Here is a 24,996-nt window from a genome sequence, read left to right on the forward strand (position 1 = left end):
GTTGCGATCACTTCCCTGACCGCGATGGGTCACATATAAAGATTTCTTTATATCGTTTTCAAGTCTTTTTTTGCCCAAATACGCAACATGCATCGCGCAAACGGCAACGCGCCGCCGAAATCCGCCGGATCGCCGTGCAAATTGACTTGGGTGTCCCCTATGTCGGGATGATTGTCTGTTTGGGCAAGACCGCCCGGCCGTGCAATCAGGCCAGATCGTTAAAATCGTCAAGCATCATGGCGATCCGCGCCGAATCCCATTGCTCCATGACCCGATTGGCCTGATGGTGGGAATTGCGGGTATCAAGCCGGCGCAGCCGCTGTTTGACCGGCAACAGATTGACCGGCGACATCGAAAGATTGCGCAACCCGAACCCGATGAAAAGCGGTACATAGCGCGGATCACCGGCCATTTCCCCGCAAACACTGACCGGAATGTCGCGTTCGCCCGCCACCCGGATCACATCCCGGATCAGGCGCAGCACAGCTGGGTTAAGCGGATCATAAAGACCCGCGACCTGATCATCGGTCCGATCGATCGCCAGGGTATATTGCGTCAAGTCATTGGTCCCGATCGCAAAGAAATCGCATTCCCGCGACAGGGTATCAATGGCAATCGCCGCGGCGGGAATTTCGATCATTGCGCCCAGTGGTGGCAAGGTTTCGGGGATGGCATGCCCCTCCTTGCGCAGGCGTTTGGCCACAGATTCATATATCTGGCGCGCCCGGGTCATTTCATGCACCCCGACCACCATCGGGATCAGAACCCGCACCGGTCCATGCAGCGACGCCCGCAAGATGGCGGCAAACTGCACTTCAAGAAGTTCCGATTTCCGAAGCGACAACCGGATACCGCGCAAACCAAGGGCCGGGTTTGGCCCCGATGCGATTTCCGACTGCAAGGCGACGGCCAGCTTTTCCCCCCCGATATCAAGGGTGCGGATCGTCACCGGTTTGCCGTCCATCCGCTTTACGATATCGGCCAGTTCTTCGTATTGCTCATCCTCGTCGGGCAGGTAATCCTTGTTCATGAACATGAATTCACTGCGCAAAAGCCCGATGCCCGTCGCCCCGTTTTCAAGGGCGGCCGAAAGTTCGATCGGCAATTCGATATTGGCATGAAGATCAATATCCACCCCGTCGCGCGTCGCCGATGGCACATCACGAAGGGCAGCAAGCTTGTCACGTGCCGCCAGCCAGTCAGCACGACGCTGACTGTAATGTTCGATATCGGCGTCCGTCGGCGACAGAATGACTTCACCGCGCCCGCCATCGACAATGATCTGATCCCCGCCAGATACCCCACGAATGATATCAGCCGCCCCGAGAACCGCCGGAATACCAAGGGATCGCGCCATGATTGCGGTATGCCCCTCGGCCCCGCCAAGGGCCGTGACAAACGCAGTCATTTGTCCCGGTTCAAACCGTGCCATGTCGGCCGGGCTGACATCTTCTGCAATCAGGATCGCCCCCTTGGGGGCCTTGTCCACCGCCCGGTCGGTTTCCCCCATCAGACAGCGCATCAGACGCAGGCCTACCTCGCGGATATCGGTGGCGCGTGCGGCGATATAGCGATCATCCATGCCCGAGAACTGGGTCGCGATGGCGTCGATCACTTCGCTGACCGCATGCACCGCATTAAGGCGGCGCGACACAATCAGTTCTTCTGCCCCGCGTACCAGACGCGACTGGGTCAGCATGTGGATATAGGCATCCAGAAGGAAGCCAAGCTCCTCGGAGGCGGCACTGTCGGCGGTCGATGATTGGGATTTCAGCCGTTTTAGCTGATCGATACTTTCGCCAACACCGTCATGCAGACGTTTGCATTCGGCCTGAATGGCGTCTTCGGCAACCGGTTTGCGGCTGATCTGGATATATTGCCGGTCCAGAACAAAGGCCCGACCAATCACAATTCCGCCCGATGCGCCCAGCCCGGTAATGACGCGGCGTGCGCCGGTTGCGTGATCGTCGGTGATGGTTGTGTCTTTTGGCGGAACTTGCAAACCTGGGGTCAGAACCTGTTCTTGTTGTTTTCCCGAAAGTCAGAAGTCTTGGTTTCAGAAATCTTGGGTATTGCCGGTCGGCTTATTCTTCGTCGAACTTTGCATCGACCAGTTCGTTCAGGGCCTCGATCGCCTTGGTGGCGTCCGGTCCGGTGGCTTCGACTTCGATCTCGGTGCCAATCGATGCCGCAAGCATCATAAGCCCCATGATCGATACGCCCGAAACTTCGGTGCCGCGATTGCGGACCATGATGCTGGATTCAAATTCACCAGCCAGTTTAACAAATTTCGCCGCCGCCCGCGCGTGCAATCCACGCTGGTTGCTGATCGTAAGGATTCGTTTTTCCTTTTGCGCCATCTATGTCCCCGCCAGCCGGATGCGTGATCGCGATACATCCGGCCTTCTTATTTTTGTTGCTGACTTATTCCTCGCCGCTTAGCAGACGCGACGCGACGTTGATATATTTGCGTCCGGCATCCTGGGCCGCATTTACCGTCTCGGCCAGTGTCCCGTCGATGCGAACAGATGCCAGTTTGATCAACAAAGGTAAATTTACCCCTGCGATAACTTCGACATTTGCCTGTTCCATGATGGAAATCGCCAGATTGGACGGAGTCCCGCCAAACATGTCAGTCAAAAGGACAACCCCCTTGCCGCTATCGACCTTTTCGACGCTGGCAAGAATGTCCGAACGGCGTTGTTCCATGTCGTCATCGGGTCCGATACAGACCGCTTCGACATTTTCCTGCTCGCCAACGACGTGCTGCAAGGCAGATACGAACTCTTTCGCGAGATCGCCATGGGTGACCAGCACCATCCCGATCATGCAGTTTTCTCCATTTTAGTCACTCCCCCGATGTCGGTTCATCTGGCTTGTCTCGATGTCCGAGATGTGTGTCATATCCCAGATCGGCAATCCAGTCATTGAGTATCCGCGCGATATAAACCGAACGATGTTGTCCACCCGTACATCCGATCGCAATGGTCAGATAGCTTTTCCCTTCTTGCGCATAGCGCGGCAAAATCGGCTCCAGCATTGCCTTCAAACGGGTGATGAACCCTGCGAAGTCCGGGTCTTCCTCAATATATTTGCCCACCCGGTCATTCATCCCGGTCAAAAGGCGAAGCTCGGGATCATAATGCGGGTTGCGCAGAAAGCGAACGTCAAAAACCAGATCGGCTTCTGCCGGCACGCCCTGACGGAACGAAAAGCTTTTGACAAAAATCGCCATGCCTTCGTTTTCGCCAATGTCGAACTGGTCCTGAAGGATCTTGCGAAGTTCGGCCGATTTCATTCTGGATGTGTCGATCCGCATGTCCGCCGTCGCCGCAATCGGCGCCATCAGGCGTTTTTCATGCTCGATCGCATCCACCAGCGGCCGGTCGTGGCTTAACGGATGGGGACGCCGCGTCTCGGTAAAGCGGCGCTGCAATACCGATGTCTCGGCATCGACATAGATCATCAACGGTTCCATGCCGGTCTGTTTGCGCAAACGTCCGACAATGTCGACAAACTGGTCCACGCCGAAATCACGGGTACGGATATCCAGTCCGATGGCAATCGGGCGGTCGGGGCGGCAATCGCTTGGCACCAGTGCCGACAACATCCGAAGCGGCAGGTTATCCACCGCATCAAACCCGAAATCTTCAAGGATCTTAAGGGTGGTCGTCCGACCGGCCCCCGATACACCGGTGACCAGAACAAGACCGCTTTTGCCATCAAAACTGCCAAGCGCGGTTTGCAGGTCATCAGACGATTTGACAGGCGTTTTCTGCAAAACAGAGTCCTTAAGCTTCAAGTCGCATTTCACCGGTCGCAACTGCCAGCGCGACCCGGATCTTGGCATCAAGTGCCCGATCGGTTGCACATAATGTCCAACGCGGGACAGTTATGCCACAAATCTCTTCGGCAGTGCAGTGCGGCATCCTTTCAACCTGGGTTGCGTCCGTCACCAGATCAATCAGAACCCTGACATCGCCTTCGGTGGCAATCGGCAACCCGCGCACAATGCCGATGCCGCGCACTTCGCACAACCCGGCAATCGTTGATGGCGCTGTTGCGATCAAACGTCCGTCACGCGCAACAAGGTCCGTCCGATCATCCGAAATCAGACAGCCCCCCGCATCAATCAGGCGCAAGGAAATACTGGATTTTCCCGAACCGGACGGCCCGCGCAATAACAGCGCATGGGCACCGATCTGGACACAGTTTGCATGAAGTTGGGACATAATGGGAAAACGATGCGGGGCCGGGCGTTTGTTGTCAAACACCAAACAAGCGGATCGGGCGCAACCTGACCTTCCGCATAAGCGTTTGGCGGCTTCTGACCTGAAAAATCTTATTCCAGCGGCAGGCGAATGGTGAATATCGCGCCCTTGACCGCGTCATCAACCACCCGATTCTGTGCGCTCAGTTCGCCGTTATGGGCGGAAATGATCCGCTTGGAAATCGAAAGACCAAGCCCCGAATGCTGCCCGAATTTCTCGGTCGATGGCCGCTCGGTATAGAAGCGGTCAAAGATCGCCTCTTCCTTGCCCGGCGGGATACCCGGCCCGTCATCTTCGATCGTGATTACCGCCCAATCCTTGTCACGCCATGCCCGCACGCGGACTTCGCCGCCTTCGGGACTGAAGGTGATGGCGTTTGAAATCAGGTTTCTGAACACCTGGGTCAGCCGGCTTTCAAGGGCGGGAACATTCAGATCTTCGGGCACAGATACCCGAATGCGCGGGCCGCTCGGATCGGCATTGTAAAGTTCACCCAGCGTCTGCAACAGAACCCGAAGATCAACCTCTTCGCTTTCGGCACGCGACAATTCGGCATCCATGCGCGAATAGTCGGAAATATCACTGATAAGTCGGTCAAGACGCTGCACGTCTTCGGCAATGATTTCCATCAGACGGCGCTGGCGTTCCGGATCTTTAAGTCGGGTGGCCGTTTCCACCGCACTGCGCAGCGACGTCAACGGGTTTTTGATTTCATGCGCGACATCGGCGGCAAACCGTTCAATCGCATCCATACGATCCCAAAGCGTTTCCGTCATATCACGAAGGGTGGTCGAAAGATCACCGATTTCATCGCGCCGGTCCGAAAGATCGGGGATGGTGAACTGTCGGTTTTTGCTGCGCCGGACACGCTCAGCGGCGCGCGCCAGACGATTAAGCGGACGGGTAATCACCCCGGCCAGATAAATCGACAGCAACACCGTGATGCCAAAGGCAAACACAAAGATTTTCAGGATATCAAGCCGCACAGCATGCAGGGCACTTTCGATCTGCTCGCCGCTTTTGGTCAGCATCACCGATGCCAGCACCTGCTTGAACCGTGCCACCGGCACCGATACGGACAAAATGCGCCGCCCCTGGCTGTCAACCCGGACCACCCCGCGCGAATAGCCGGCAAGGGCTGCGCGCACTTCCGGATAATCGGCCGCACTGGCAACCGGCGGATCAACATAAAGCGGCAAGGGCTGCTCGCCTTCAAACAGGGTCAAAAGACCGTCTGTCAGTTTGCGCATGATTTCGGCAAAGGCATCTTCATCGCCCGGTGCGGGCAATTCTTCGGCCTGAATGGTGCCCGCGCCAAAGGACTGGATATTGCGGCTATCGGCCATCAATTTGCCGTTGGTGGCAAAAAGCCGCGTCCGCGCGCCGGTAATCCCGACCAGACGGCGCACCATTTCGCGTGCGACTTCAAGTTTCACCCGGTTGGTTGCATCATCTTCGGAACTGACGGCCGATGTCGAAAGCGCAGCAGCATACATTTCGGCCTGTACGGCCATCGCTTCAAGCTCGGAATGAATGAGTTCCTGCTTGTAGCGGCCGAGATACAAAATCCCCGCCACCAAGACAAACAGCGCCAGCGCATTCACGGCAAGAATGCGCCAGGTCAACGGGGAAAACAGCCCGTGGCGTTCCTCTATGCGTGCCGTCCGTGTTTCGGACTGGCTTGTCGTCTGGTCCTGATCGCCAGCGCTTTGATCGCTCATTCAAACCTGCGTAACTGGCCCGTCATGGTCGGGCCGGCAAAAATGACAGATGCCGGAACATATTTGTCCCGGCACCATAATTCGTCTTATCAACCTGCAACAGTGGCAGAGTCGCGATACCGGTATCCGACGCCATACAGCGTTTCGATTTCCTTGAATTCCTTGTCGGTTTCGCGGAACTTCTTGCGCAGGCGCTTGATGTGGCTGTCAATGGTGCGGTCATCAACATAGATATACTCGCCATAGGCCGCATCGATCAGCTGGTCACGGTTTTTCACATGGCCCGGATGTTTCGCAAGTGCCTGGATCAACAGGAACTCGGTCACGGTCAGGTTCACATGCTGGCCTTTCCAGCTGCACATGTGACGCGACGGATCAAGAACCAGATCCCCACGCTGTAACACATCATCCGATCCGTTCGGGCGCACACCGCCTGCGCGCATGATTTCCGAACGGCGCAACAATGTGCGGATGCGTTCAATCAGCAGACGCTGGGAAAACGGCTTCTTGATATAATCGTCTGCCCCCATGCGAAGACCGGTCAGCTCATCAACCTCGTCATCTTTCGATGTCAGGAAAATGACCGGCATTTCGGTCTTCTTGCGCAGATGGGTCAGAAGCTCCAATCCGTCCATGCGCGGCATCTTGATATCAAGCACGGCAAGATCCGGTTCTTCCTTGGTCAGGGCATGCAGCGCCTCCGAACCATCCGAATATGTCAGAACCTCATAACCCTCTTCTTCCAGGGCCATGGAAACAGACGTCAGGATATTACGGTCGTCATCAACAAGTGCGATCTTACTCACCTGGACCTCGTCATCTGGACAGATACAATTTGCGGGCCGAAACCCAATTCAGTTTTGCGACTATACAATTTACATTCCAATGTGGCGAAAAAATAACCGCTTGCGGCATAATTAAGGCCTATCGAATACACGTAAAGCAATCACCGCGATTTACCTGTATTTGTTGACTTTACGCCAACCCGCCCAATAACAATCACCATCCTGGGGTCAATTCGCCAATCCATCGGAAACGCGCGACACGGATAATTGATCCCTGATGCTGTCGGAGGCCGCAATTTTTTACTGGTTACGCAATTTCAGCCGCGCAAGCCTGACCTTCGCAGGCACGGTGATTTCGGCCCTGGTGGTGTGGCTTGCCGTCAGTTCGACCGGCAATCTGACGATCCGCGAACTTGAAACCACAGGACAGGCGCGCCTTGCCCTTTATGACAGTTCCCTGCGCGCGGCAATCGACCGGTATCGCTATCTGCCCTATGTCGTGGCCCGCCATCATCAGGTGATTGATGCGATCTCCGATCCGCAATCAGCCCAGATTGCCAATTTCTATCTTGAACGGGTCAATGACCGGTCCGGGGCGGCGGCGCTTTATGTTCTCGACAAAACCGGGATGACCGTTGCCTCAAGCAACTGGAACACGCCCGACAGCTTCGTTGGCGAGGATTATTCTTTCCGGCCCTATTTCAGTCAGGCAATCGCCGGCAACGAGGGATTCTTTTTTGGCATCGGGGTCACCACCGGGCGGGCCGGCCTGTTCATTTCCAATTCCATTCGCCAGAATGGCGCGGTTATCGGGGTTGTTGTCGTCAAACTCGAACTCGATGAACTTGAAATGAACTGGCAGGAAGGCGGCGAAACCGTCTTCGTTGCCGATGCCGATGGCGTCATCACCCTGACCAGTCGTGGCGACTGGAAATACCGGACCCTGTCGCCCCTTTCGGATGCCGATCGCGCGCGCATTGTGCGCAACCGCCAATATTCCGGCCGTGATCTGACATCGCTTAATGTCGGACAGCAACTGGCCAAGGGTTCGGGCATCGTCACCATCAGTTCCCAGCGCTTCCTGTTTGACAGCAAACCGATCCGCGGCAGTGACTGGCGCATCTATTATCTGACCTCGATGGATCAGGTTACCGACCGCCAAGCCGCCGTCATGCTGATTGCCATTATCGGCGGGGGGATGATCGTGCTGGTCATCCTGTTCTTGCGCGAACGCGAACTGAAACTGGCATCCCAGCGCGAAGCCCGCGAATTCGAACGCATTCAGGCACTCAACACCCGGCTGGAAGAAGAAATCAACGAACGCCGCAGGACCGAAGAAGAACTGCGCGGCACCCAGAATGAACTGGTCCAGGCGGGAAAACTGGCCGCCCTGGGTCAGATGTCGGCGGCCATTGCCCATGAAATCAATCAGCCGATTGCCGCCATCCGGACATTCTGCGCCAGTGCCAAACTGATGATCGAACGCGGCAAGACCGACCAGCTTGATCAGAATATCGGCCAGATTTCATCACTGACCGAACGCATGGGGGCAATCACCGGACAGCTCAAGACATTCTCGCGCAAATCAACCGGCGTGCTGGAGGCCGTCGACCTCAAGATCGCGCTGAACAACGCCTTGCAACTTCTCAGCCCGCAACTCGATTCTGAAAACTGCACGCTCGAACGCCACGAACCCGAAACACCGCTTTTTGTCCATGCCGATCTGGTCCGTATCGAACAGATTTGCGTAAACATCATCCGCAATGCGCTCGATGCCATGGAAAACAGTTCGGTCAAACGCATCCGCATTGATCTGAGCAGCAACCGCAACGATGTCGTCATGCGCATTACCGATACCGGACCGGGCATGAATGACGAAACGCTGTCGCTGCTTTTTGATCCGTTCTTCACCACCAAGGACCCGGGCCAAGGTGTGGGATTGGGACTTTCGGTAACTTATGGCATTGTGCGGGACTTTGGCGGCACCATCAAAGCCTATAACACCACCACCGGCGGTGCCTGCTTCGAAGTTCGATTGCCGTTGCTCAGGGACAAGAAAACGTGACGTCATCAGATCAGACCCAGGATCAATTCGCAAAACCGCACATCATTATTGTCGATGATGATGCCGCCATGCGCATGGCGCTGTCGCAATGGCTGGAACTGTCTGATTTCGATGTCACCGTCTATGAGGACGCCCGCGAAGCCCTGCGCGATATCCGCCCGGATTTTGCCGGGGTCATCCTGACCGATGTGAAGATGCCCAAACTCGATGGCATCACCTTTACCCGATCAGTGCTGTCAGCCGATTCCGATATCCCCGTCATCCTGATGACCGGGCATGGCGATGTCCCCATGGCGGTCGAGGCCATGAAAAGCGGCGCCTATGACTTTGTCGAAAAACCGTTCGAACCCAAAGACATTGTCGAAAGCCTCGAACGTGCCATCGAAAAGCGTCGGCTGGTTCTGGAAAACCGCAAGCTGCGCCAACAGATCGCCCAGCGCGGCAGTCTGGACAGTCGCCTGATCGGCAACTCTTTGCCGATGCGCGCCCTTAAGGATGAAATTGCCAATATCGCACCGACCGAAGTCCCGGTCCTGATTTCCGGCGAAACCGGCACCGGCAAGGAACTGGTCGCGCGCGCCATCCATGATCTGAGCGACCGGCGCGACGAAAAATTCGTCGCAGTCAACTGTGCCGCCATTCCCGAAAGCACTGCTGAAAGCGAACTTTTCGGCCATGAAAAGGGTGCCTTTACCGGGGCGGTCAGTCAGCGGGTCGGCTGGATCGAACATGCAATCGGCGGCACGCTTTTCCTTGACGAGATTTCAAGCATGCCGCTTGCCCTTCAGGCCAAATTGCTGCGCGTGATCGAACAGCGCGAAGTCGTTCGCGTCGGCTCAAACGCCCCGGTAAAGGTCGATTTCCGGCTGATCTGTGCCACCAACGAAGATCTGGTCGAAGCCGTCTCAGCACGGAAATTCCGCGAAGATCTGCTGTTTCGCATCAATACTTTTGAACTGGCCATCGCCCCCTTGCGTGATCGCAAGGATGACGTGGCCCTGCTGTTTGATATCTTTGCCGAACGCGCCGCCGAACGGTTTGAACGCCCCTATGAACGTCTGGGGCCGGTCCTGATCGGGCAACTTAAATCCCATGACTGGTCGGGCAATGTCCGCGAATTGAAAAACATGGCCGAACGCTATGTCCTTCTGGTCGGAAGCCCTGAGGAAAGGTTCAAGCGCCTGTTCAAGGCCGGATTTGAGAAAACATCACGCTTGCCCGGTGACCTTGCCCTGGCCGATCAGCTGCGCGATTTCGAAGAACGCGTTATCCGCGATGCCCTTGATCGCCATGACGGCAATATCAAGTCGGTGATGGAAGAACTCGACATCCCCCGCCGGACCCTGAACGAGAAGATGAAAAAGCTCAATATCCGCCGCGAAAAGCCGGTCTGAGCTTCCGGCCCATCGGCAAGAATCCGCCGATTGATTCCGGCATATCGGCAAGATTATGCCGATTTGTCAAAAAACTGCAAAATAAGCATTTGATTTTAAATAGTATTTTTTATTTCTGTTTTGGCATACTCATTGCACATTCGAGTACCAAAATGATAAAATGATCGAAATACAGGGAGGAGACCACTCAACCAGCCCCGTCCGGGGTGACGGAATGGTTGTTTTCAAATCAACTCTCTTGGACGATTTCAGCGGCCCGCATCAAACGCCCTGCCCGCAGGTGGCGTTGACGGAAACCGGAACCCGATCGGGAATCTGCCCGACGGATTTTTGTCCGGCCAGTTCGCGAAATCCAAGAATAACAGGCCATGACAATTGGCCGGTCAAGAACGTGAAGAACCGATTTCTAAAGCGATCTTTGATTAATTGGACGTAAAGAGTGTTAACCCTAGGGAGGACTACCATGAAGCTACGTACTCTGCTTTCAGCAGCAGCCGCAGCCATGATGCTGACCGCTATTCCTGCTTCAGCACAGCAGCTTTCAATTGCAACCGGTGGTACCGGCGGCACCTATTATCCGTATGGCGGTGGTCTCGCAGAACTGATCACCAAATACATCGACGGCACCAGTGCTGTTGCCGAAGTTACCGGCGCATCTGTTGAAAACATGGGTCTGATTGCCCGTGGTGACAGTGATATCGCCATCGGTCTGGCCGACACCGTTTATGCGGGCTACACCGGCACCGGCAAATTCGAAGGCCGTACCCTTGATAACGTTCGTGCCCTGGCATCGATCTATCCGAACGCGGTTCAGATCGTCACCATGGCTGACAGCGGCATCAACGGTCTTGCCGACCTTAAAGGCAAACGCGTTTCTGTTGGCGCACCGGGTTCGGGTACCGAAGTTTCGGCCAAAACCCTGCTCGAAGCCAATGGCATCACCTATGATGACATCGAAGAACAGCGCCTGAACTTCAACGAAACCGCTGACGCCCTTCGTGACGGCGACATCGATGCCGGTTTCTGGAGCGTCGGCCCGCCCACCAGCTCGATCCTGAACCTCGCAACCACCCGCGACATCAAGCTGATCGCTCTGACCGACGAGGAAATCCTCGCTGCTCTTGACGCAGAACCGACCTTTGCACCGTACGCCCTGCGTACCGGCGTTTACGAAGGCGTCACCGCACCGGTCAACACCATCTCGACCCCGAACGTTCTGTTCGTGAATGCCGACATGGATGAAGAACTGGCTTATCAGATCACCAAGACCCTGTTTGAAAAGGTCGACGAACTGATCGCCATTCACCCGGCCGCCAACGACACCACCGTTGACTTTGCTCTGAACTCGACTCCGATTCCGATGCATCCGGGCGCACTGCGTTACTACGAAGAGACCGGCAACCCGATTCCGCCGCAGCTCTATCCATGATTTCCAAAAAGTTCGGGCGGCCTTTACTGGCCGCCCTTCTTCTCTCGATCACGGCCTGTGCTGGTCCCGCCAGCCATCAGGAAGTCAAACCCGGCACAACCGTCGACCATCTTGAAGTCATCGGTGCCGACGGATCGGTTCTTGCGCGGACCGATATTGCCCGTCAAACCGGATGGTGCCTGTACTGGAACCATTCTGTTACCGGTGATGGCGTGATCGACTGTTACGTAGACGATCTTGGCAAGATGGTTCTTCATCGCGCCTATCAACCCGACTTCGCAGCGGGACTGGGACATTTTCCCGGTCGCGGCATTCTGACCAGTGCCGAAGGCGGGGGATACTGGATCGAAGATATTGACGAACCCGTGCCTGGCAATGCCTATGTGCTGCGCGTCGGGTCGCTTGCGGTTAACCATCGTATCGTCACAACCGATGGTGACGAAATCTATCTTTCAAAGATGGCTGAACATACACGTGTCACCATCCGCCTTGATTCCGGGGAATAAGTTTAATGTCTGAACCGGCACCGCTTCCGTCCATGACGGACAAACTGCCACAGCCCAAACTGGTTGTGCTGGCAATTTCGATTGTTGCAGTCGCACTCTCCTTGTTCCAGATGTATGGCGCAGGGATCGAGCCGCTTGGTTTGTTCTACCAACGCAGCATCCATCTTGCCTTCGTCATGTTCCTGGCCTTCCTGATGTTCCCGGTTTTCGGCAGCAACAAGAAGCGCGGCGTACTTGGATGGGCGATTGATCTTGCCTTTCTGGCCGGTGCCTTCACCACAGGCTTCTATCTTTCCTTCTATCTCGACGAAATCATCAACCGCGCCGGTTTCTGGAGCAGCTCGGACCTGATCATTGGTGTGATCGCCACCATCACGGTCCTCGAAGCAAGCCGCCGCGCTGTTGGTCTTGGCATGACGATCATCGGGATTGTCGCCATCGTCTATGCCCTGTCGGGTCCGCGCGGGGCGCTGCCGTGGCTTGGCGAATGGCTGCCGGGCATCCTGTCCCATCGCGGTGCGGATATTGATCGTCTTGTCGGTCAGCTCTATCTCGGTCAGGAAGGCATCTATGGCCTGCCGATGGGGGTTGCCGCGACCTATATCTTCATGTTCGTTCTGTTCGGTGCCTTCCTTGAAGTCACCGGTGCGGGCAAATTCTTTATCGATATGGCCTATGCCGCGACCGGCAAAAAGGCCGGTGGCCCGGCAAAGGCTGCTGTTCTGGCATCGGCCGGCATGGGATCGATCAGCGGATCGGCAATTGCCAACGTGGTCACCACCGGTGCCTTTACCATTCCGCTGATGAAGCGCCTTGGCTATCGCCCGGCACAGGCCGGCGGTGTCGAAGCCGCGGCATCCACAGGCGGTCAGATTACCCCGCCGCTGATGGGTGCGGGTGCGTTCCTGATTTCCGAATATACCCAGGTGCCCTATCTCGATATCGTCATGATCTCGATCTTCCCGGCGATCCTGTATCTTGGCACCGTCTATCTGTTCGTGCACATCGTTGCGCTGAAAAACGGCATGCGCGGCATGCCGGCATCCGAACTGCCCGACTGGCGTCAGGTCCTTAAGGAAGGCTGGCAGTTCATTCTGCCGCTGGGCATCCTGATTTATCTGCTCGTGCTCAATATCTCCCCGATGAGGGTGGGCTTCTGGGCCATTCTGTCGGTCATGGCGGTTGCCGCCCTGCGCTATGTGCTGTGGTACTTCTTTGTTGCTCCGCAAAACGGGGTGAAGCCAAGTCATGACGGCCTGAAACAGGCGATCAAAAAAGGCATCGCAATCACCATTGCCGCCCTTGAACTCGGTGCCAAAAACGCCGTTGCCGTCTCGATGGCCTGCGCAGTTGCCGGCATCATTGTCGGGGTTGTTGGTCTGACCGGCCTTGGCCTGAAATTCTCCTCGATGATGATCGCGTTTTCGGGCGGCAACATCGTTCTGGCACTGGTTCTGGTTCTGATTGCCAGCCTGATCCTCGGGATGGGTCTGCCGGTAACGGCGTCCTATATCGTTCTGATCGTTCTGGTTGGCCCGGCACTTTCGAACGAGTTCGGCATTCCGCTGCTGATCGCCCATCTCGTGGTCTTCTGGTATTCGCAGGACAGTAACGTCACACCGCCCATTGCGCTGGCCGGGTTTGCGGGGGCGGCAATTGCCAATGCCAATCCCATGGAAACCAGTATCCAGGCATGGAAATTCGCCAAGGGTCTCTATCTGATCCCGGCCTTCATGGTCTTCAATCCGGAAATCATCGAAGGCGGCTCGATCCAGATCGTTCTGTGGACCGGCTTTACCGCCATCCTGTGTCTGGTGGCCTTTGCCGCGGCTCTTGAAGGATACCTGTTCGATCATATGGATGTCATTTCACGCATCCTGATCGTTCCGGCCACCGTCGGTGTCTTCTATCCCGATCTCAAGGCCGAGATTGCCGGCACCGTCGTGCTTCTGATCGTCCTTGGCCTGAACTGGTGGAAAGGCAAAAAGAACGGCCCGACACCAAGTGTCGCGGCCAGCTGATCCGGCCTGATCCAAAACACTACAAAAAAGCCCGCAACATCTTGTTGCGGGCTTTTCTTTTGGCATATCCACCCTACCCGACCGGGCAGTAGACCCGGGCAGATTGAATCGATACAGTAATACTCATACAAATAAATCGGTTCCTGAACGCCCCTGTAACTCCGGACACCCGCCTTTCATGCAGTTCATCCTTCTGCTGCGCCAGGCCCCAAGGCAGCTTGCCTTTGGCGCATTGCACAGTTTCGGCTCATCTTTCGGTCAGACCTTTCTGGTGGCCCTTTTCGTTCCGTTCATTTCGGCCAGCCTTGGTCTGAACGAAACCGAATTTGCCAATATCTATGCCGGGATCACGATTGGCAGTGCGCTGTGTCTGCCGGTTGTCGGGCGCTGGATCGACAAGGTCGACATCCTTTCCTACAGCCTTGCGACCATGGCGCTGCTTGCACTTGGCTGTGTGATGATCTCGCTTGCCGGCAATGTCTGGATGCTGATTGCTGCCCTGTTTGTCCTGCGTCTCGCCGGTCAGGGCTTGATGACCCATGTCAGCATGACCGGCATCGCGCGCTATTTCACCAAACATCGCGGCCGGGCGCTTGCGGTTGCCAGTTTCGGCTTTCCCCTGGCCGAGGCCATCCTGCCTGCCACCTTGCTTGGCCTGATTGCGGCTTTTGGCTGGCGCTATACCTATGCCGGGTCGGCGGTATTTATCATCATTGTTCTGGTGCCCGTCGCCTTTTTGCTGATCCGGCGCGATCAGAAATTCCGCGCGGTTCCGACCCGCAGTTCCAAAACCGCTGCAAAACAGGCATCCGACTCCAACGGCCCGACGGATACCACCACCGACAGCACACCCGACCAGTCATCGCCAACTGACCCCGAACATCCCCGGCTGTTCAGATCGCTTTATGTCTGGTTCTGCATGCCGATGCTCGCCGCACCGCCATTGATCATGACCGCCCTGTTTTTCCATCAGGGTGCTATTTCCACCCACAAGGGCATTGAACTTGGCTGGTTTGCTGCGGGCTTTACCGTTTTTGCCGTGACATCGGTTCTGGGCGCTTTTGGCAGCGGACCGCTGATTGACAAACATTCCGCACGCCGTCTGTTTCCATGGCATCTGATCCCGATGATGGCGGGCATCATTGTTCTGGCAATCAGTCACCAGCCCTTTGTCATTCTGATTTATATGGGGCTTGTCGGCATCACGGTCGGCTTTGCCACCACCCTGCGCACCGCCATCATTCCCGAACTGGTGCCACTTGATGAAATCGGGGCTGTGCGCAGCACGCTTACCGCGGTCATGGTACTGGCCTCGGCCATGGGACCGGCGATCTATGGCTGGATGTTTGCCGCCGACATTTCAATCGAAGTGATGCTGACAGCCACCCTGATCGTCATGGCCGTGATCAGTGTGCTGTCATGGCTGTCCGAACGTCCGGGCTTTTACGTGCCGCCGGGCATCAGCCCACAGGATTCGCATTGATGAAAAAAATCCGATGTGACGGTGGGTGCGTTTGGCATCGTAATCTGCACCATAATCGGGATTGTATTTGATGCCACATTCGGCACCGCATTTGACGCCATGTTGAACGTGGCGGGCTACCGGATCCATTGGTATCACAAAGATCGCCTGCAACCAGATACCGACTGCTGATGCCACATGCGCTGCTAGCAAGGCTTTGGCACCGTGTTTACCGGTACTGTGCTTGCTGGTACCACGATTCTCGGATCTCAACGCCTGATCGCGCATTTACCGGCGCCGCGATCTTGATCCCGCGACTTCTCATACCCGGGCCCGCAATCCCAAGCCTTTGATACCAAGCCTTTGATACCAAGCCTTTGATACCAAGCCTTTGATCCCAAGCCTTTTGATACTGAGGCTCCGGTACCGAGATCCTGCTAAAGCCCCCCTGATCCCGCACCCCTGACACCACAAAACGACCGATGCCGACGGCACAGACCACGCAGGCAAGTCCCAAAACCGGGCAAGATCGTTTGATCATCGCCATTTCGCACGGTCGGGCACAAATCGGTCGGATGCCGTTTGGTCAAAAAAATGGCCCGGATCACAAAGGTGACCGGGCCAGTCGGGAAAACAGCGTCAAATAGGGAGGAAGACGCTAGATAGAAATCGGTAGTCCAACAAACGGGAGCACCTCTTGGGGAGGAAACTCAATCGGCGCTCGACCGTTTGTATCTCGTCAGATTAGGCAGCACCGCCAACGGTACCAGCCGGATGCTTGATGTCGGATGCCTTGTCCGAACCTTTGAACAGGTTGCGGAAGAAGGAACCTACGAACTCAGCGCGCAGCTGCTGACCTTTACGTACACCTGCTTCGATTTCGGTGGTGGAGATGTAACGGGTGGTGATTTCTTCGTAAGTGGCCATCTTGACCTCCTAAATATTTCGTTCGTTGCGACGCCGTGTCGCTCTCGATGAACTCAATCTAATTTTCTTTACCGGGAAAGAGAATTAGCTCAATATGCACATTACTTGTGAATGATCGTCATAAATAGGAAGTCCGAGATATGGATCGTGCCGCGGAAATGGAAATTTTTGTCCATGCAGTTGAAGAAGGCAGCTTCTCAGCAGCAGCAAGGACAATGCGTCTGTCACCATCAGCCGTGTCGAAATACATTTCCCGTCTGGAAGACCGGCTGGGCGCACGTCTGTTGATGCGCACCACCCGTCAGCTCAGCCTGACCGAGGAAGGCCGGGCCTTTTATGAACGGGCGCGCACCATCCTTAATGAAATCGAAGAAGCCGAAGAAGTCGTCACCCAGCTTTATGCTGCTCCGCGCGGGACGCTTCGTATCAACGCATCGGTGGCCTTTACCAAGATGCAGGTGGTGCCGCTGATCCCGGAATTTCTGGCCCGCTATCCCGATGTGCGGATCGAACTGACCCTTGATGACAAATTCACCGATCTGGTCAACGATGGCTACGATCTGGCCATTCGCCTGTCCGCGCTGGAAGATTCATCCCTGATCGCGCGCAAATATGCGGTCAACCGCCGCATGATTGTTGCCAGCCCGGAATATCTGGAAAAGAACGGCATCCCGCGCAAACCCCAGGATCTCGAAAACCACAACTGTCTGCATCTGTCATCGCGCGAAAGCTTCAATGACTGGCACTTTGAAACCCCTGACGGTCACGTGGCCTTCCGCGCCCAGGGATCATTTTCGGCCAATGACGGTGACGTGCTCCATGAAGCAGTCCTTGCCGGGCTTGGCATGGCGCGTCTGGCCGAATATCTGGTTCACGAAGATATCCGGGCCGGTCGCCTGACGCCGGTTCTGACCGAATATGTGCATGATCAGGCATGGATTTCCGCGGTGTATCCGCACAAACGTCACCTGTCGCCCAAGGTCCGCGCCTTTGTCGATTTCCTGGCTGAAAAATTCACCCCGGTCCCGCCGTGGGAGCTTGGCTATCGCGATGCCCGTTCGGTGCGACGCAGCCCGGATGCCTCAGACAGCACCGCCGACAACCGCCCGACCGAATCCGCTGATCAGTAACCGCAATGCGCATGTCGGGGATATCACCCTAAAACGACAGCGCCTTCTGATAGGCGCCAAAGTCAAACCGGAACTGATATTCCGAAGATGCGCTCAGATCATCAAGAATGCGGTTTTCGCCTGTGCGCGCAAAGCCGCATTTTTCATAGAACCGATGCCCGGCTTCAAACCGTGTATCGGTCCATAGCATCACGGTCGCGCAATCAGGATGGGTCTGCCCCAACCACGCCAGCGCCTTGGCCATCAGTTTTTGCGCCATGCCCCGACCGCGGGTATCACGATGCAGATAAACCTTGTGAAGTTCGGCTTCTTTTGCCTGCGCGTCATATTTGATCCCGAAACAGCCAAAAATCCGGTTGTCGGGATCAACCGCAACCCAGATACGCCCGTCCGACGCTGTGAAATCATCGGCAATCGCATCAAGTTCCGGGAATTCACGCGCACGGTCATAGACACAGCCGGGATATTCCGCAAACACCCCCTCGATCAGGGCGCCAATCGCGTCACCGTCACTGTTAAAGGCCGGGCGAATCGTCAAATCGCTGGCTGCTGATTGTCCGCCTTGCGGCTTTGTGACATCGCGCCCCATCAGCCCAGAACCACGCCCTTGGCCAGCTTGTCATAACCGCGCAGCACCGCGTCGGTATCCATCGCCGCCTTGCCGGGGCGCTGAATACGTGTCGGGCGCAGGGCCCCGCGGCCACAGCCGATGGTAAGCGCATCATCAAGGATTTCACCCACCGGGCCGGACTGGTCCGTCACCTCGGCAGCCTGCACCTTGATCCGTTCCTTGCCCAGTTCGAAATAGGCCCCCGGCCACGGGGTAAAGGCACGGATTTTCCGTTCCAGACTTGCCGCATCATCGGCAAAATCAAGCTTGGCCTCGGCACGTTCGAGTTTCGCGGCATAGGTCACGCCCTCTTCGGGCTGTTTGGTGGCAACAAGCTCACCTTTCGGAAGCTTTTCAAGCGCCTCAACAATCATTTCCCCGCCAAGGGCGGCCAGATCATCATGCAGCGCATTGGCATAGGTTTCGCCCGTGATCGGAATATCGCGGATCAGCAACATGTCGCCGGTATCAAGCCCGACATCCATCTGCATGATGGTGACACCGGTGGCATCATCGCCCGCCAGAATAGCCCGCTGGATCGGGGCTGCCCCGCGCCAGCGCGGCAACAGGGACGCATGAATGTTCAGGCACCCGTATTTCGGTGCATCCAGAATGGCCTTGGGCAGGATCAGCCCATAGGCCGCCACCACCGCCACATCAAGATCAAGATCGGCAAAGGCCTGCTTTTCCGCATCCGACTTCAGCGATACGGGATGGCGGACTTTAATACCCTGATCCGCCGCCCAGGCATGAACCGGGCTTGGCGTTTCCTTGTGCCCGCGCCCGGCCGGGCGCGGCGGCTGTGAATAGACACAAACAACATCATGTCCCGCCGCCACCAGATCCTTAAGCGCCACAAGGGCAAAGTCCGGGGTTCCCATAAAGGCAATGCGCAGCTTGGTCATATCGTCACGTCCATTCATCACAAGATCGGGTCAAGACCGATGGTCTTTGTACTTCCAAGCCGGCAATTTGGCGCTATCTTGGCAAAATGACAAGCCAAGCCTTACCCGAACCGCACAAATACCCGGTCAATCATATCTGGCATGCTGACTGGAGCATCTCGGCCACGGCCCGCTGGGTCGCCAAGGCCCGCCGGGTCACTGGCGGCTGGCAGATATATGCGATCGAACCGGTCGGGATGTTGAACCAGTTTCTCGGCACCCTTGCCGATCACGGGCATAAGGATGCCCTTTGGCTTGGCCTTGATATGCCCGTCGGCTTTGCAGATTACTGGTATGATGGCGCGAATATTCAAAACTTCAAATCCATATTGAAAAACGGACTGACCGGGTCCCTCGAATATTTTTCATCGGTCTGCGAACGCCCGGATCAAATCACCTATCATCGGCCGTTTTATCCCAGATCATCCGGGCCAAAGGGCAGTGTCAAACGCGACCATCTCGTAAAGGCCCTTGGCCTTTCACGCTTTGATGACCTGCATCGGCGCTGCGAACGCGCCACCAATGATCGTGCTGCCGCCTGCCCGTCCTTCTGGACCCTTGGTGCCAATCAGGTCGGCAAGGGGATGCTCCACGGTCTTGAACATCTGATCATTCCCGGTGCGCATCTTGGTTTCAATATCTGGCCGTTTGACGGTGATCTTGCCACCTGTTGCCAGCATCCCGGCATCACCCTGATGGAAACCTATCCAGGTGAAGTTTATGGTTGGCTTGGTATTAGTGAGTTAACTAAATCAAATCAGAAAAGCCGGGCAAAGGCCGTTGAATTTCTGATCGAACATGCGGCACGTAACGCGGTTGAAATCACCCCGGCGGTCATGGCCGATTGCAAATCGGGCTTTGGCCCGGATCAGGGCAAGGATGATGCCTTTGACGCGCTGGTCGGTGTTTTGGGACTGATCCGGATTGCCGATGGCAAACGCCCCGAATATCTGCCAAATGAGCCCAGCATTCGCGAACGCGAAGGCTGGATCATGGGTCTTGATCCGGCCGATATCAAAACGCCAAACCCATAACCCGCCCAAAATAAAAGGGCCGGAAAACCGGCCCCTTGTCACAGCATATCGCGATCCGTTCAGGCAGATTTCTTCGTCTTCTGAAGCTTCTGGACCTTTTTGATCATCATGTTGCGTTTAAGCGCGCTCAGATAGTCGGTGAACAAAACGCCATCAAGATGATCGATCTCGTGCTGGATACAGGTCGCAAGCAGACCATCCGCCTCGATCTCGTGTTCCTTGCCATTTTCGTCAAGGTAACGCACGCCGACCTCGGCCGGGCGTTCGACATCGGCATATTGTTCGGGGATCGAAAGACAGCCTTCCTGATAAACCGACGTATCTTCCGATTCCCAGATGATTTCCGGGTTGATCAGTTTCATCGGTTCTGGCTTGTCCTTGTCATCGGAAACATCCATGACAACAACGCGCTTCATCACCCCGATCTGCGGCGCCGCAAGGCCGATGCCCGGGGCTGCGTACATGGTTTCAAGCATGTCATCAAGAAGGTCTCTGATCTCATCATTCACCTCGGTGACCGGTTCGCACTCCTTCTTGAGGCGCGGGTCTGGAACGATAAGAATTTCACGCAAGGCCATGGGTCTTTGATCCGGTTTCGAACTTGATTCTGGTCTGTATTATAGCGAATTTCGCGCTTCGAGATAAGGTTTCCCGTCCCCCAAGTCAAGAAAGCTGCGCCAAATAGACCGGGTAACAGCCATGCTTCGCACCGCATGGCCTGGTGATTGCGTCTTACTTTTCCTCTGGCTTGGTATCGGGTTTGTCGTCCGGTCCGGCCAGAAGTTCCATTTTCGTGATGTCCCGCACATGGGTTTCCGACGGTGCCGGTTCCTCGATCATGCGGTCATCGGCAACGATATGCTTTTCCTTAAGCTTGCGCGCCGATACCAGAACAGATCCTTCAAGCGTGCCAAGCGTCTTGTTGTAATTCTTGACCGTACTTTCAAGCGACTTGCCCATGGAACTGAAATTCTTGGCAAGCGTCCCCAGACGATCAAACAATTGCTGGCCGATCTCGCTGATATCGCGCGCACTTTCGGCCAATGCTTCCTGACGCCAGCCATATGCCACCGCCTTGAGTAATCCAAGAAGTGTGGTCGGCGTTGCCAGGATCACCCCGTCGCGGAAACTGTCCTCGATCAGGCGCGGGTCGCGTTCAAGTGCGGCCGAGAAAAAGCTCTCACCCGGAAGGAACAGCACCACGAATTCGGGACTATCGACCGACTTCCAATAGGATTTTTTTGAAAGCTCCGTGATCACCTTGCGCACATTGCCGACATAGGTCGCAAGCAATGCCTCGCGGCGTTCATCGTCATATTTCTCGTCAATTGCTTCCAAATAGGCCGAAGTCGGGGCCTTGGCATCGACCACGATGTTTTTCCCACCGGGCAGGTGAATGACCATGTCGGGCTTCTGGATGCCTTCGTCGGTATTGAAATGAACCTGCTCGTCAAAGTCACAATGTTTGAGCATCCCGGCAAGCTCGACAATGCGCTTGAGCTGCAATTCGCCCCACTTGCCCGATACCGATGAACTGGACCGAAGGGCGGAACTCAGTGTCTGGGTCTCTTTTGAAAGCCGGGTCTGCGATTGCACAAGGGTCCCGACCTGTTCGCGCAACTCGCCGTATGCTTCCTTGCGGCTTTTTTCAAGCTCATTAACCTTATTATCAAAGGCCTCAAGCCGTTCTTTGATGGGTTTTACAAGGCCGTCAATTGCCTGTTGGCGTTTCTCAAGATCGCCCTTGGCACCTTCCTGAAGGCGCGAAAAGTTTTCACGCGCAAGCTTGAGAAACTCGTCATTATTCATCTTGAGCGCATCGGACGACAGCGCCTTGAAACTATCAAGCAGCTTGGTCTTGGCATCTTCAAGCATCGCAAGCTTCTCGGCCGCCGCCTCGCGCTCTTTCTCAAGGGCGGTTTCAAGCTCGGACCCCTTTTCGCGCCACTGATCAAGGGCGGTGCGCAGCTCCTTCATCTCGGCCTCAAGGATCGGCACCCGGTTGGCCGTGGTTTCGGCAATGGCACGTTTTTCAGATACCTCGGCCAGTTTGTCGCGCGTGATTGCCAACTCGCCTGCAAGATCGCGCCGGGTTGCTTCGGTCTGTTCAAGCTGGGATGACAGCAATGCGGTGCGCGACTCTGTCTCGGCATCTGCGGCATCCTTGATGCGTTTGATCATCATCGCGCAAAAAACCAGTGCCAGAACCGACGCGCCAAACGCGCCCGCGGCCAAAGAAATCGGATCCATTGTCCCACCATTCAATTATCGTGTGGATTCTTTGTATCTGTTTTGTTCCATCAAATCCAGAACCGAACAAAACCGGTTTTGACCGTCCGTGATCAAATTTTGTCAAAGCCATTGCTGGCGTGAAACCGAATTTCGACTATATATCAACAAGATATTCAGAAACCAATCACGCCACCCACCAAACCTGTATGTCTTCACATCCCCGGTCTGCACCAGATTGCCGGTTCATCAAAGCCGAATTTAAGCAGGCAATCCGCCAGTTTGGGCAGTCCTAAAGTTGTATTCCCTGAATATCTTCTGCGCACTAGCATAGGGCGCAAGCGACAGGATCATATTGTTTGCCCGTTTTGCGCACTGCACCGAACGGAACCGGCAATACAGAATCTCTGAACCGCACCGAAATACCGCATCGGCACGGACGCCGTTTCCGACACACCGGAAAACAATGGCTGCTACCTGATGCATCAGAGACCACAGGAAACGAACAAGAGGCCACATATGTCTGCGAACGTTTATCCCGTACCCGGCGACATCGCAAAGAACGCCCTGATCGACAAGGCAAAATACGATGCCATGTATAAACAGTCGGTCGAGGACCCGGATGGCTTCTGGGGCGAACATGGCAAACGCATTGACTGGATCAAGCCATACACCAAAGTCAAAAATGTCAGCTATGACGCCAAGGACCTCTATATCAAATGGTACGAAGACGGCACCCTGAACGTCTCGGCCAACTGCCTTGATCGCCATCTTGAAAAACGCGGTGATCAGACCGCCATCATCTTCGAAGGCGATGATCCCAATGTTTCCGAACACATCACCTATCGTGATCTGCATGAACGCACCTGCCGTTTTGCCAATGCTCTGAAATCGATGGGTGTTGGCAAGGGTGATCGCGTTGTCATCTATCTGCCGATGATCCCCGAAGCTGCCGTCTCCATGCTGGCTTGTGCGCGAATCGGTGCGATCCATTCCATCGTCTTTGGCGGTTTCTCGCCTGAAGCACTGGCCGGTCGCGTCGAAGATTGCGGCGCCAAGGTCGTGATCACCTCGGACGAAGGTCTGCGTGGTGGCCGTGCGGTTCCGCTTAAACGCAATGCTGACGAAGCCCTTTCACATCCCGGTGTCAAATCGGTCGAGAAAATGGTCGTCGTCAAACGCACCGGCAAGGATGTCGCATGGAACGACACCCGCGACGTCTGGTATCACGAAGTTTGCGCCGCGGCCTCGACCGATTGCCCGCCGACCGAAGTCAATGCCGAAGACCCGCTGTTTGTTCTGTATACCTCGGGCTCGACCGGCAAGCCGAAGGGCGTTCTGCACACCTCGGGCGGTTACCTTGTCTATGCATCGATGACCCATCAGTATGTCTTTGATTATCACGAGGGCGATATTTACTGGTGTACGGCCGATGTCGGCTGGGTTACCGGTCACAGCTATATCGTCTATGGGCCGCTGGCCAATGGCGCGACCACGCTGATGTTCGAAGGTGTGCCAAGCTATCCGGATGCTTCGCGCTTCTGGCAGGTCTGTGAAAAGCACAAGGTCAATATCTTCTATACCGCACCGACCGCGATCCGTGCCCTGATGCGCGAAGGCGTCGACTGGGTCAACAAGGCCGATCTGTCGAGCTTGCGCATCCTTGGTTCGGTGGGTGAACCGATCAACCCCGAAGCCTGGGAATGGTATCACGAGCATGTCGGCAAACGGAATTGCCCGATTGTCGATACCTGGTGGCAGACCGAAACCGGCGGCATCCTGATCACCCCGCTTCCCGGTGCAACCGATTTGAAACCGGGTTCGGCAACGCTTCCGTTCTTTGGTGTTCAGCCCGCCCTTCTTGATAACGAGGGCAAGGAACTGACCGGTGCCACCGATGGCAACCTTGTCATCAAGGACAGCTGGCCGGGTCAGATGCGCACGGTCTATGGCGACCATGAACGCTTCATCCAGACCTATTTCAGCACCTTTGACAAGGTCTACACCACCGGTGACGGCGCCCGTCGCGACGATGATGGCTATTACTGGATCACGGGCCGCGTTGATGACGTCATCAACGTATCGGGTCACCGCATGGGTACGGCCGAAGTCGAAAGCGCGCTGGTCGCCCACGCCAAGGTTGCCGAAGCCGCCGTGGTCGGCGTTCCGCACGACATCAAGGGTCAGGGCATCTATGCCTATGTGACGCTCAATGCCGGCGAAGAACCGACCGAGGAGCTTCGTCTTGAACTGGTCAAATGGGTCCGCAAGGAAATCGGCCCGATCGCCAGCCCCGACTTCATCCAGTGGTCGCCGGGTCTGCCGAAAACCCGTTCGGGCAAAATCATGCGCCGTATCCTGCGCAAGATTGCCGCCAACGAATATGACCAGCTTGGCGATACCTCGACCCTGGCCGATCCGGGCGTGGTCGACGATCTGATCGAAAACCGTCAGAACCGTTAATCGTC

General features: G+C 55.9%; 21 protein-coding genes. 9 read left to right on the top strand and 12 right to left on the bottom strand.

Features of this window, described 5'->3' with window-relative positions; genetic code table 11:
- Positions 1-205: 205 nt before the first annotated feature.
- The 7 genes from ptsP to SIB88_RS00530 all read right to left on the bottom strand — a co-directional run bounded on the left by ptsP (position 206) and on the right by SIB88_RS00530 (position 6,798).
- On the bottom strand, positions 206-2,002 hold the full coding sequence (gene ptsP / locus SIB88_RS00500) for a phosphoenolpyruvate--protein phosphotransferase (RefSeq protein ID WP_242512661.1): 1,797 nt from the start codon (positions 2,000-2,002) through the stop codon (positions 206-208).
- Positions 2,003-2,084: 82 nt separating this feature from the next.
- Positions 2,085-2,360, bottom strand: coding sequence for an HPr family phosphocarrier protein (locus SIB88_RS00505; RefSeq protein ID WP_101246920.1), 276 nt, complete (start codon positions 2,358-2,360; stop codon positions 2,085-2,087).
- A gap of 64 nt (positions 2,361-2,424) precedes the next feature.
- Positions 2,425-2,829 carry a PTS sugar transporter subunit IIA gene (locus SIB88_RS00510; protein WP_101246919.1) on the bottom strand — a complete coding sequence of 135 codons (405 nt, stop codon included), beginning with the start codon at positions 2,827-2,829 and terminating at the stop codon, positions 2,425-2,427.
- A 19-nt stretch (positions 2,830-2,848) separates the two neighbouring features.
- On the bottom strand, positions 2,849-3,781 hold the full coding sequence (rapZ, locus tag SIB88_RS00515) for an RNase adapter RapZ (protein WP_101246918.1): 933 nt from the start codon (positions 3,779-3,781) through the stop codon (positions 2,849-2,851).
- A 10-nt stretch (positions 3,782-3,791) separates the two neighbouring features.
- A complete protein-coding gene (locus tag SIB88_RS00520) occupies positions 3,792-4,232 on the bottom strand; it encodes an HPr kinase/phosphorylase (RefSeq protein WP_412559062.1) in 441 nt (146 codons plus the stop codon).
- A 110-nt stretch (positions 4,233-4,342) separates the two neighbouring features.
- Positions 4,343-5,992, bottom strand: coding sequence for a stimulus-sensing domain-containing protein (locus tag SIB88_RS00525; RefSeq protein WP_228195039.1), 1,650 nt, complete (start codon positions 5,990-5,992; stop codon positions 4,343-4,345).
- An 89-nt stretch (positions 5,993-6,081) separates the two neighbouring features.
- Complete coding sequence (locus SIB88_RS00530) at positions 6,082-6,798, bottom strand: response regulator transcription factor (protein ID WP_114112282.1); 717 nt, start codon at positions 6,796-6,798, stop codon at positions 6,082-6,084.
- A gap of 256 nt (positions 6,799-7,054) precedes the next feature.
- Between SIB88_RS00530 and SIB88_RS00535 the strand changes: the two genes are divergently transcribed.
- From SIB88_RS00535 to SIB88_RS00560, 6 genes are all read left to right on the top strand, one after another.
- Positions 7,055-8,842: a sensor histidine kinase gene (locus SIB88_RS00535; protein WP_228195038.1), complete on the top strand. Its 1,788-nt coding sequence runs from the start codon at positions 7,055-7,057 to the stop codon at positions 8,840-8,842.
- Positions 8,839-10,236, top strand: a complete 1,398-nt coding sequence (locus SIB88_RS00540) for a sigma-54-dependent transcriptional regulator (RefSeq protein ID WP_114112281.1) — start codon at positions 8,839-8,841, stop codon at positions 10,234-10,236. The genes SIB88_RS00535 and SIB88_RS00540 overlap by 4 nt, the downstream gene beginning before the upstream one ends.
- 463 nt (positions 10,237-10,699) lie before the next feature.
- On the top strand, positions 10,700-11,665 hold the full coding sequence (locus SIB88_RS00545) for a TAXI family TRAP transporter solute-binding subunit (RefSeq protein WP_101246915.1): 966 nt from the start codon (positions 10,700-10,702) through the stop codon (positions 11,663-11,665).
- Entirely contained in the window at positions 11,662-12,171 is a 510-nt protein-coding gene (locus SIB88_RS00550; RefSeq protein WP_101246914.1) for a DUF1850 domain-containing protein, read from the top strand. The genes SIB88_RS00545 and SIB88_RS00550 overlap by 4 nt, the downstream gene beginning before the upstream one ends.
- Before the next feature lie 5 nt (positions 12,172-12,176).
- Positions 12,177-14,192: a TRAP transporter permease gene (locus SIB88_RS00555; RefSeq protein WP_101246913.1), complete on the top strand. Its 2,016-nt coding sequence runs from the start codon at positions 12,177-12,179 to the stop codon at positions 14,190-14,192.
- Between the two features lie 178 nt (positions 14,193-14,370).
- Positions 14,371-15,675 (top strand): MFS transporter, encoded by a 1,305-nt coding sequence (locus tag SIB88_RS00560; protein ID WP_412559063.1) that lies wholly within the window; start codon positions 14,371-14,373, stop codon positions 15,673-15,675.
- Positions 15,676-16,398: 723 nt separating this feature from the next.
- Here the strand turns inward: SIB88_RS00560 and SIB88_RS00565 are convergent.
- A complete protein-coding gene (locus SIB88_RS00565; protein ID WP_101246910.1) occupies positions 16,399-16,581 on the bottom strand; it encodes a hypothetical protein in 183 nt (60 codons plus the stop codon).
- A gap of 140 nt (positions 16,582-16,721) precedes the next feature.
- On the opposite strand from SIB88_RS00565, the gene SIB88_RS00570 reads away from it, so the two are divergent.
- A complete protein-coding gene (locus SIB88_RS00570) occupies positions 16,722-17,711 on the top strand; it encodes a LysR family transcriptional regulator (protein ID WP_114112277.1) in 990 nt (329 codons plus the stop codon).
- A gap of 28 nt (positions 17,712-17,739) precedes the next feature.
- Here SIB88_RS00570 and SIB88_RS00575 read toward each other — a convergent pair whose 3' ends face one another.
- Together SIB88_RS00575 and fmt are read right to left on the bottom strand one after the other, a co-directional pair.
- A complete protein-coding gene (locus tag SIB88_RS00575) occupies positions 17,740-18,249 on the bottom strand; it encodes an N-acetyltransferase family protein (protein ID WP_412559064.1) in 510 nt (169 codons plus the stop codon).
- A 50-nt stretch (positions 18,250-18,299) separates the two neighbouring features.
- Complete coding sequence (gene fmt / locus SIB88_RS00580) at positions 18,300-19,226, bottom strand: methionyl-tRNA formyltransferase (RefSeq protein ID WP_412559390.1); 927 nt, start codon at positions 19,224-19,226, stop codon at positions 18,300-18,302.
- An 86-nt stretch (positions 19,227-19,312) separates the two neighbouring features.
- On the opposite strand from fmt, the gene SIB88_RS00585 reads away from it, so the two are divergent.
- Positions 19,313-20,299, top strand: coding sequence for a methyltransferase type 12 (locus SIB88_RS00585; protein WP_412559065.1), 987 nt, complete (start codon positions 19,313-19,315; stop codon positions 20,297-20,299).
- A gap of 59 nt (positions 20,300-20,358) precedes the next feature.
- On the opposite strand, the gene def is transcribed toward SIB88_RS00585, so the two are convergent.
- Positions 20,359-20,877, bottom strand: a complete 519-nt coding sequence (gene def, locus SIB88_RS00590; RefSeq protein ID WP_101246905.1) for a peptide deformylase — start codon at positions 20,875-20,877, stop codon at positions 20,359-20,361.
- Between the two features lie 154 nt (positions 20,878-21,031).
- The gene (gene rmuC, locus SIB88_RS00595) at positions 21,032-22,549 is read right to left on the bottom strand and encodes a DNA recombination protein RmuC (RefSeq protein WP_114112272.1); all 1,518 of its coding nucleotides are present in this window, start codon (positions 22,547-22,549) and stop codon (positions 21,032-21,034) included.
- Between the two features lie 498 nt (positions 22,550-23,047).
- Here rmuC and acs point away from each other — a divergent pair, with 498 nt between their 5' ends.
- On the top strand, positions 23,048-24,991 hold the full coding sequence (acs, locus tag SIB88_RS00600) for an acetate--CoA ligase (protein ID WP_101246903.1): 1,944 nt from the start codon (positions 23,048-23,050) through the stop codon (positions 24,989-24,991).
- Positions 24,992-24,996: the final 5 nt, after the last annotated feature.

The sequence above is a fragment of the Thalassospira sp. MIT121401 genome (assembly GCF_047125595.1).
Taxonomy (GTDB): Bacteria; Pseudomonadota; Alphaproteobacteria; order Rhodospirillales; family Thalassospiraceae; genus Thalassospira; species Thalassospira povalilytica.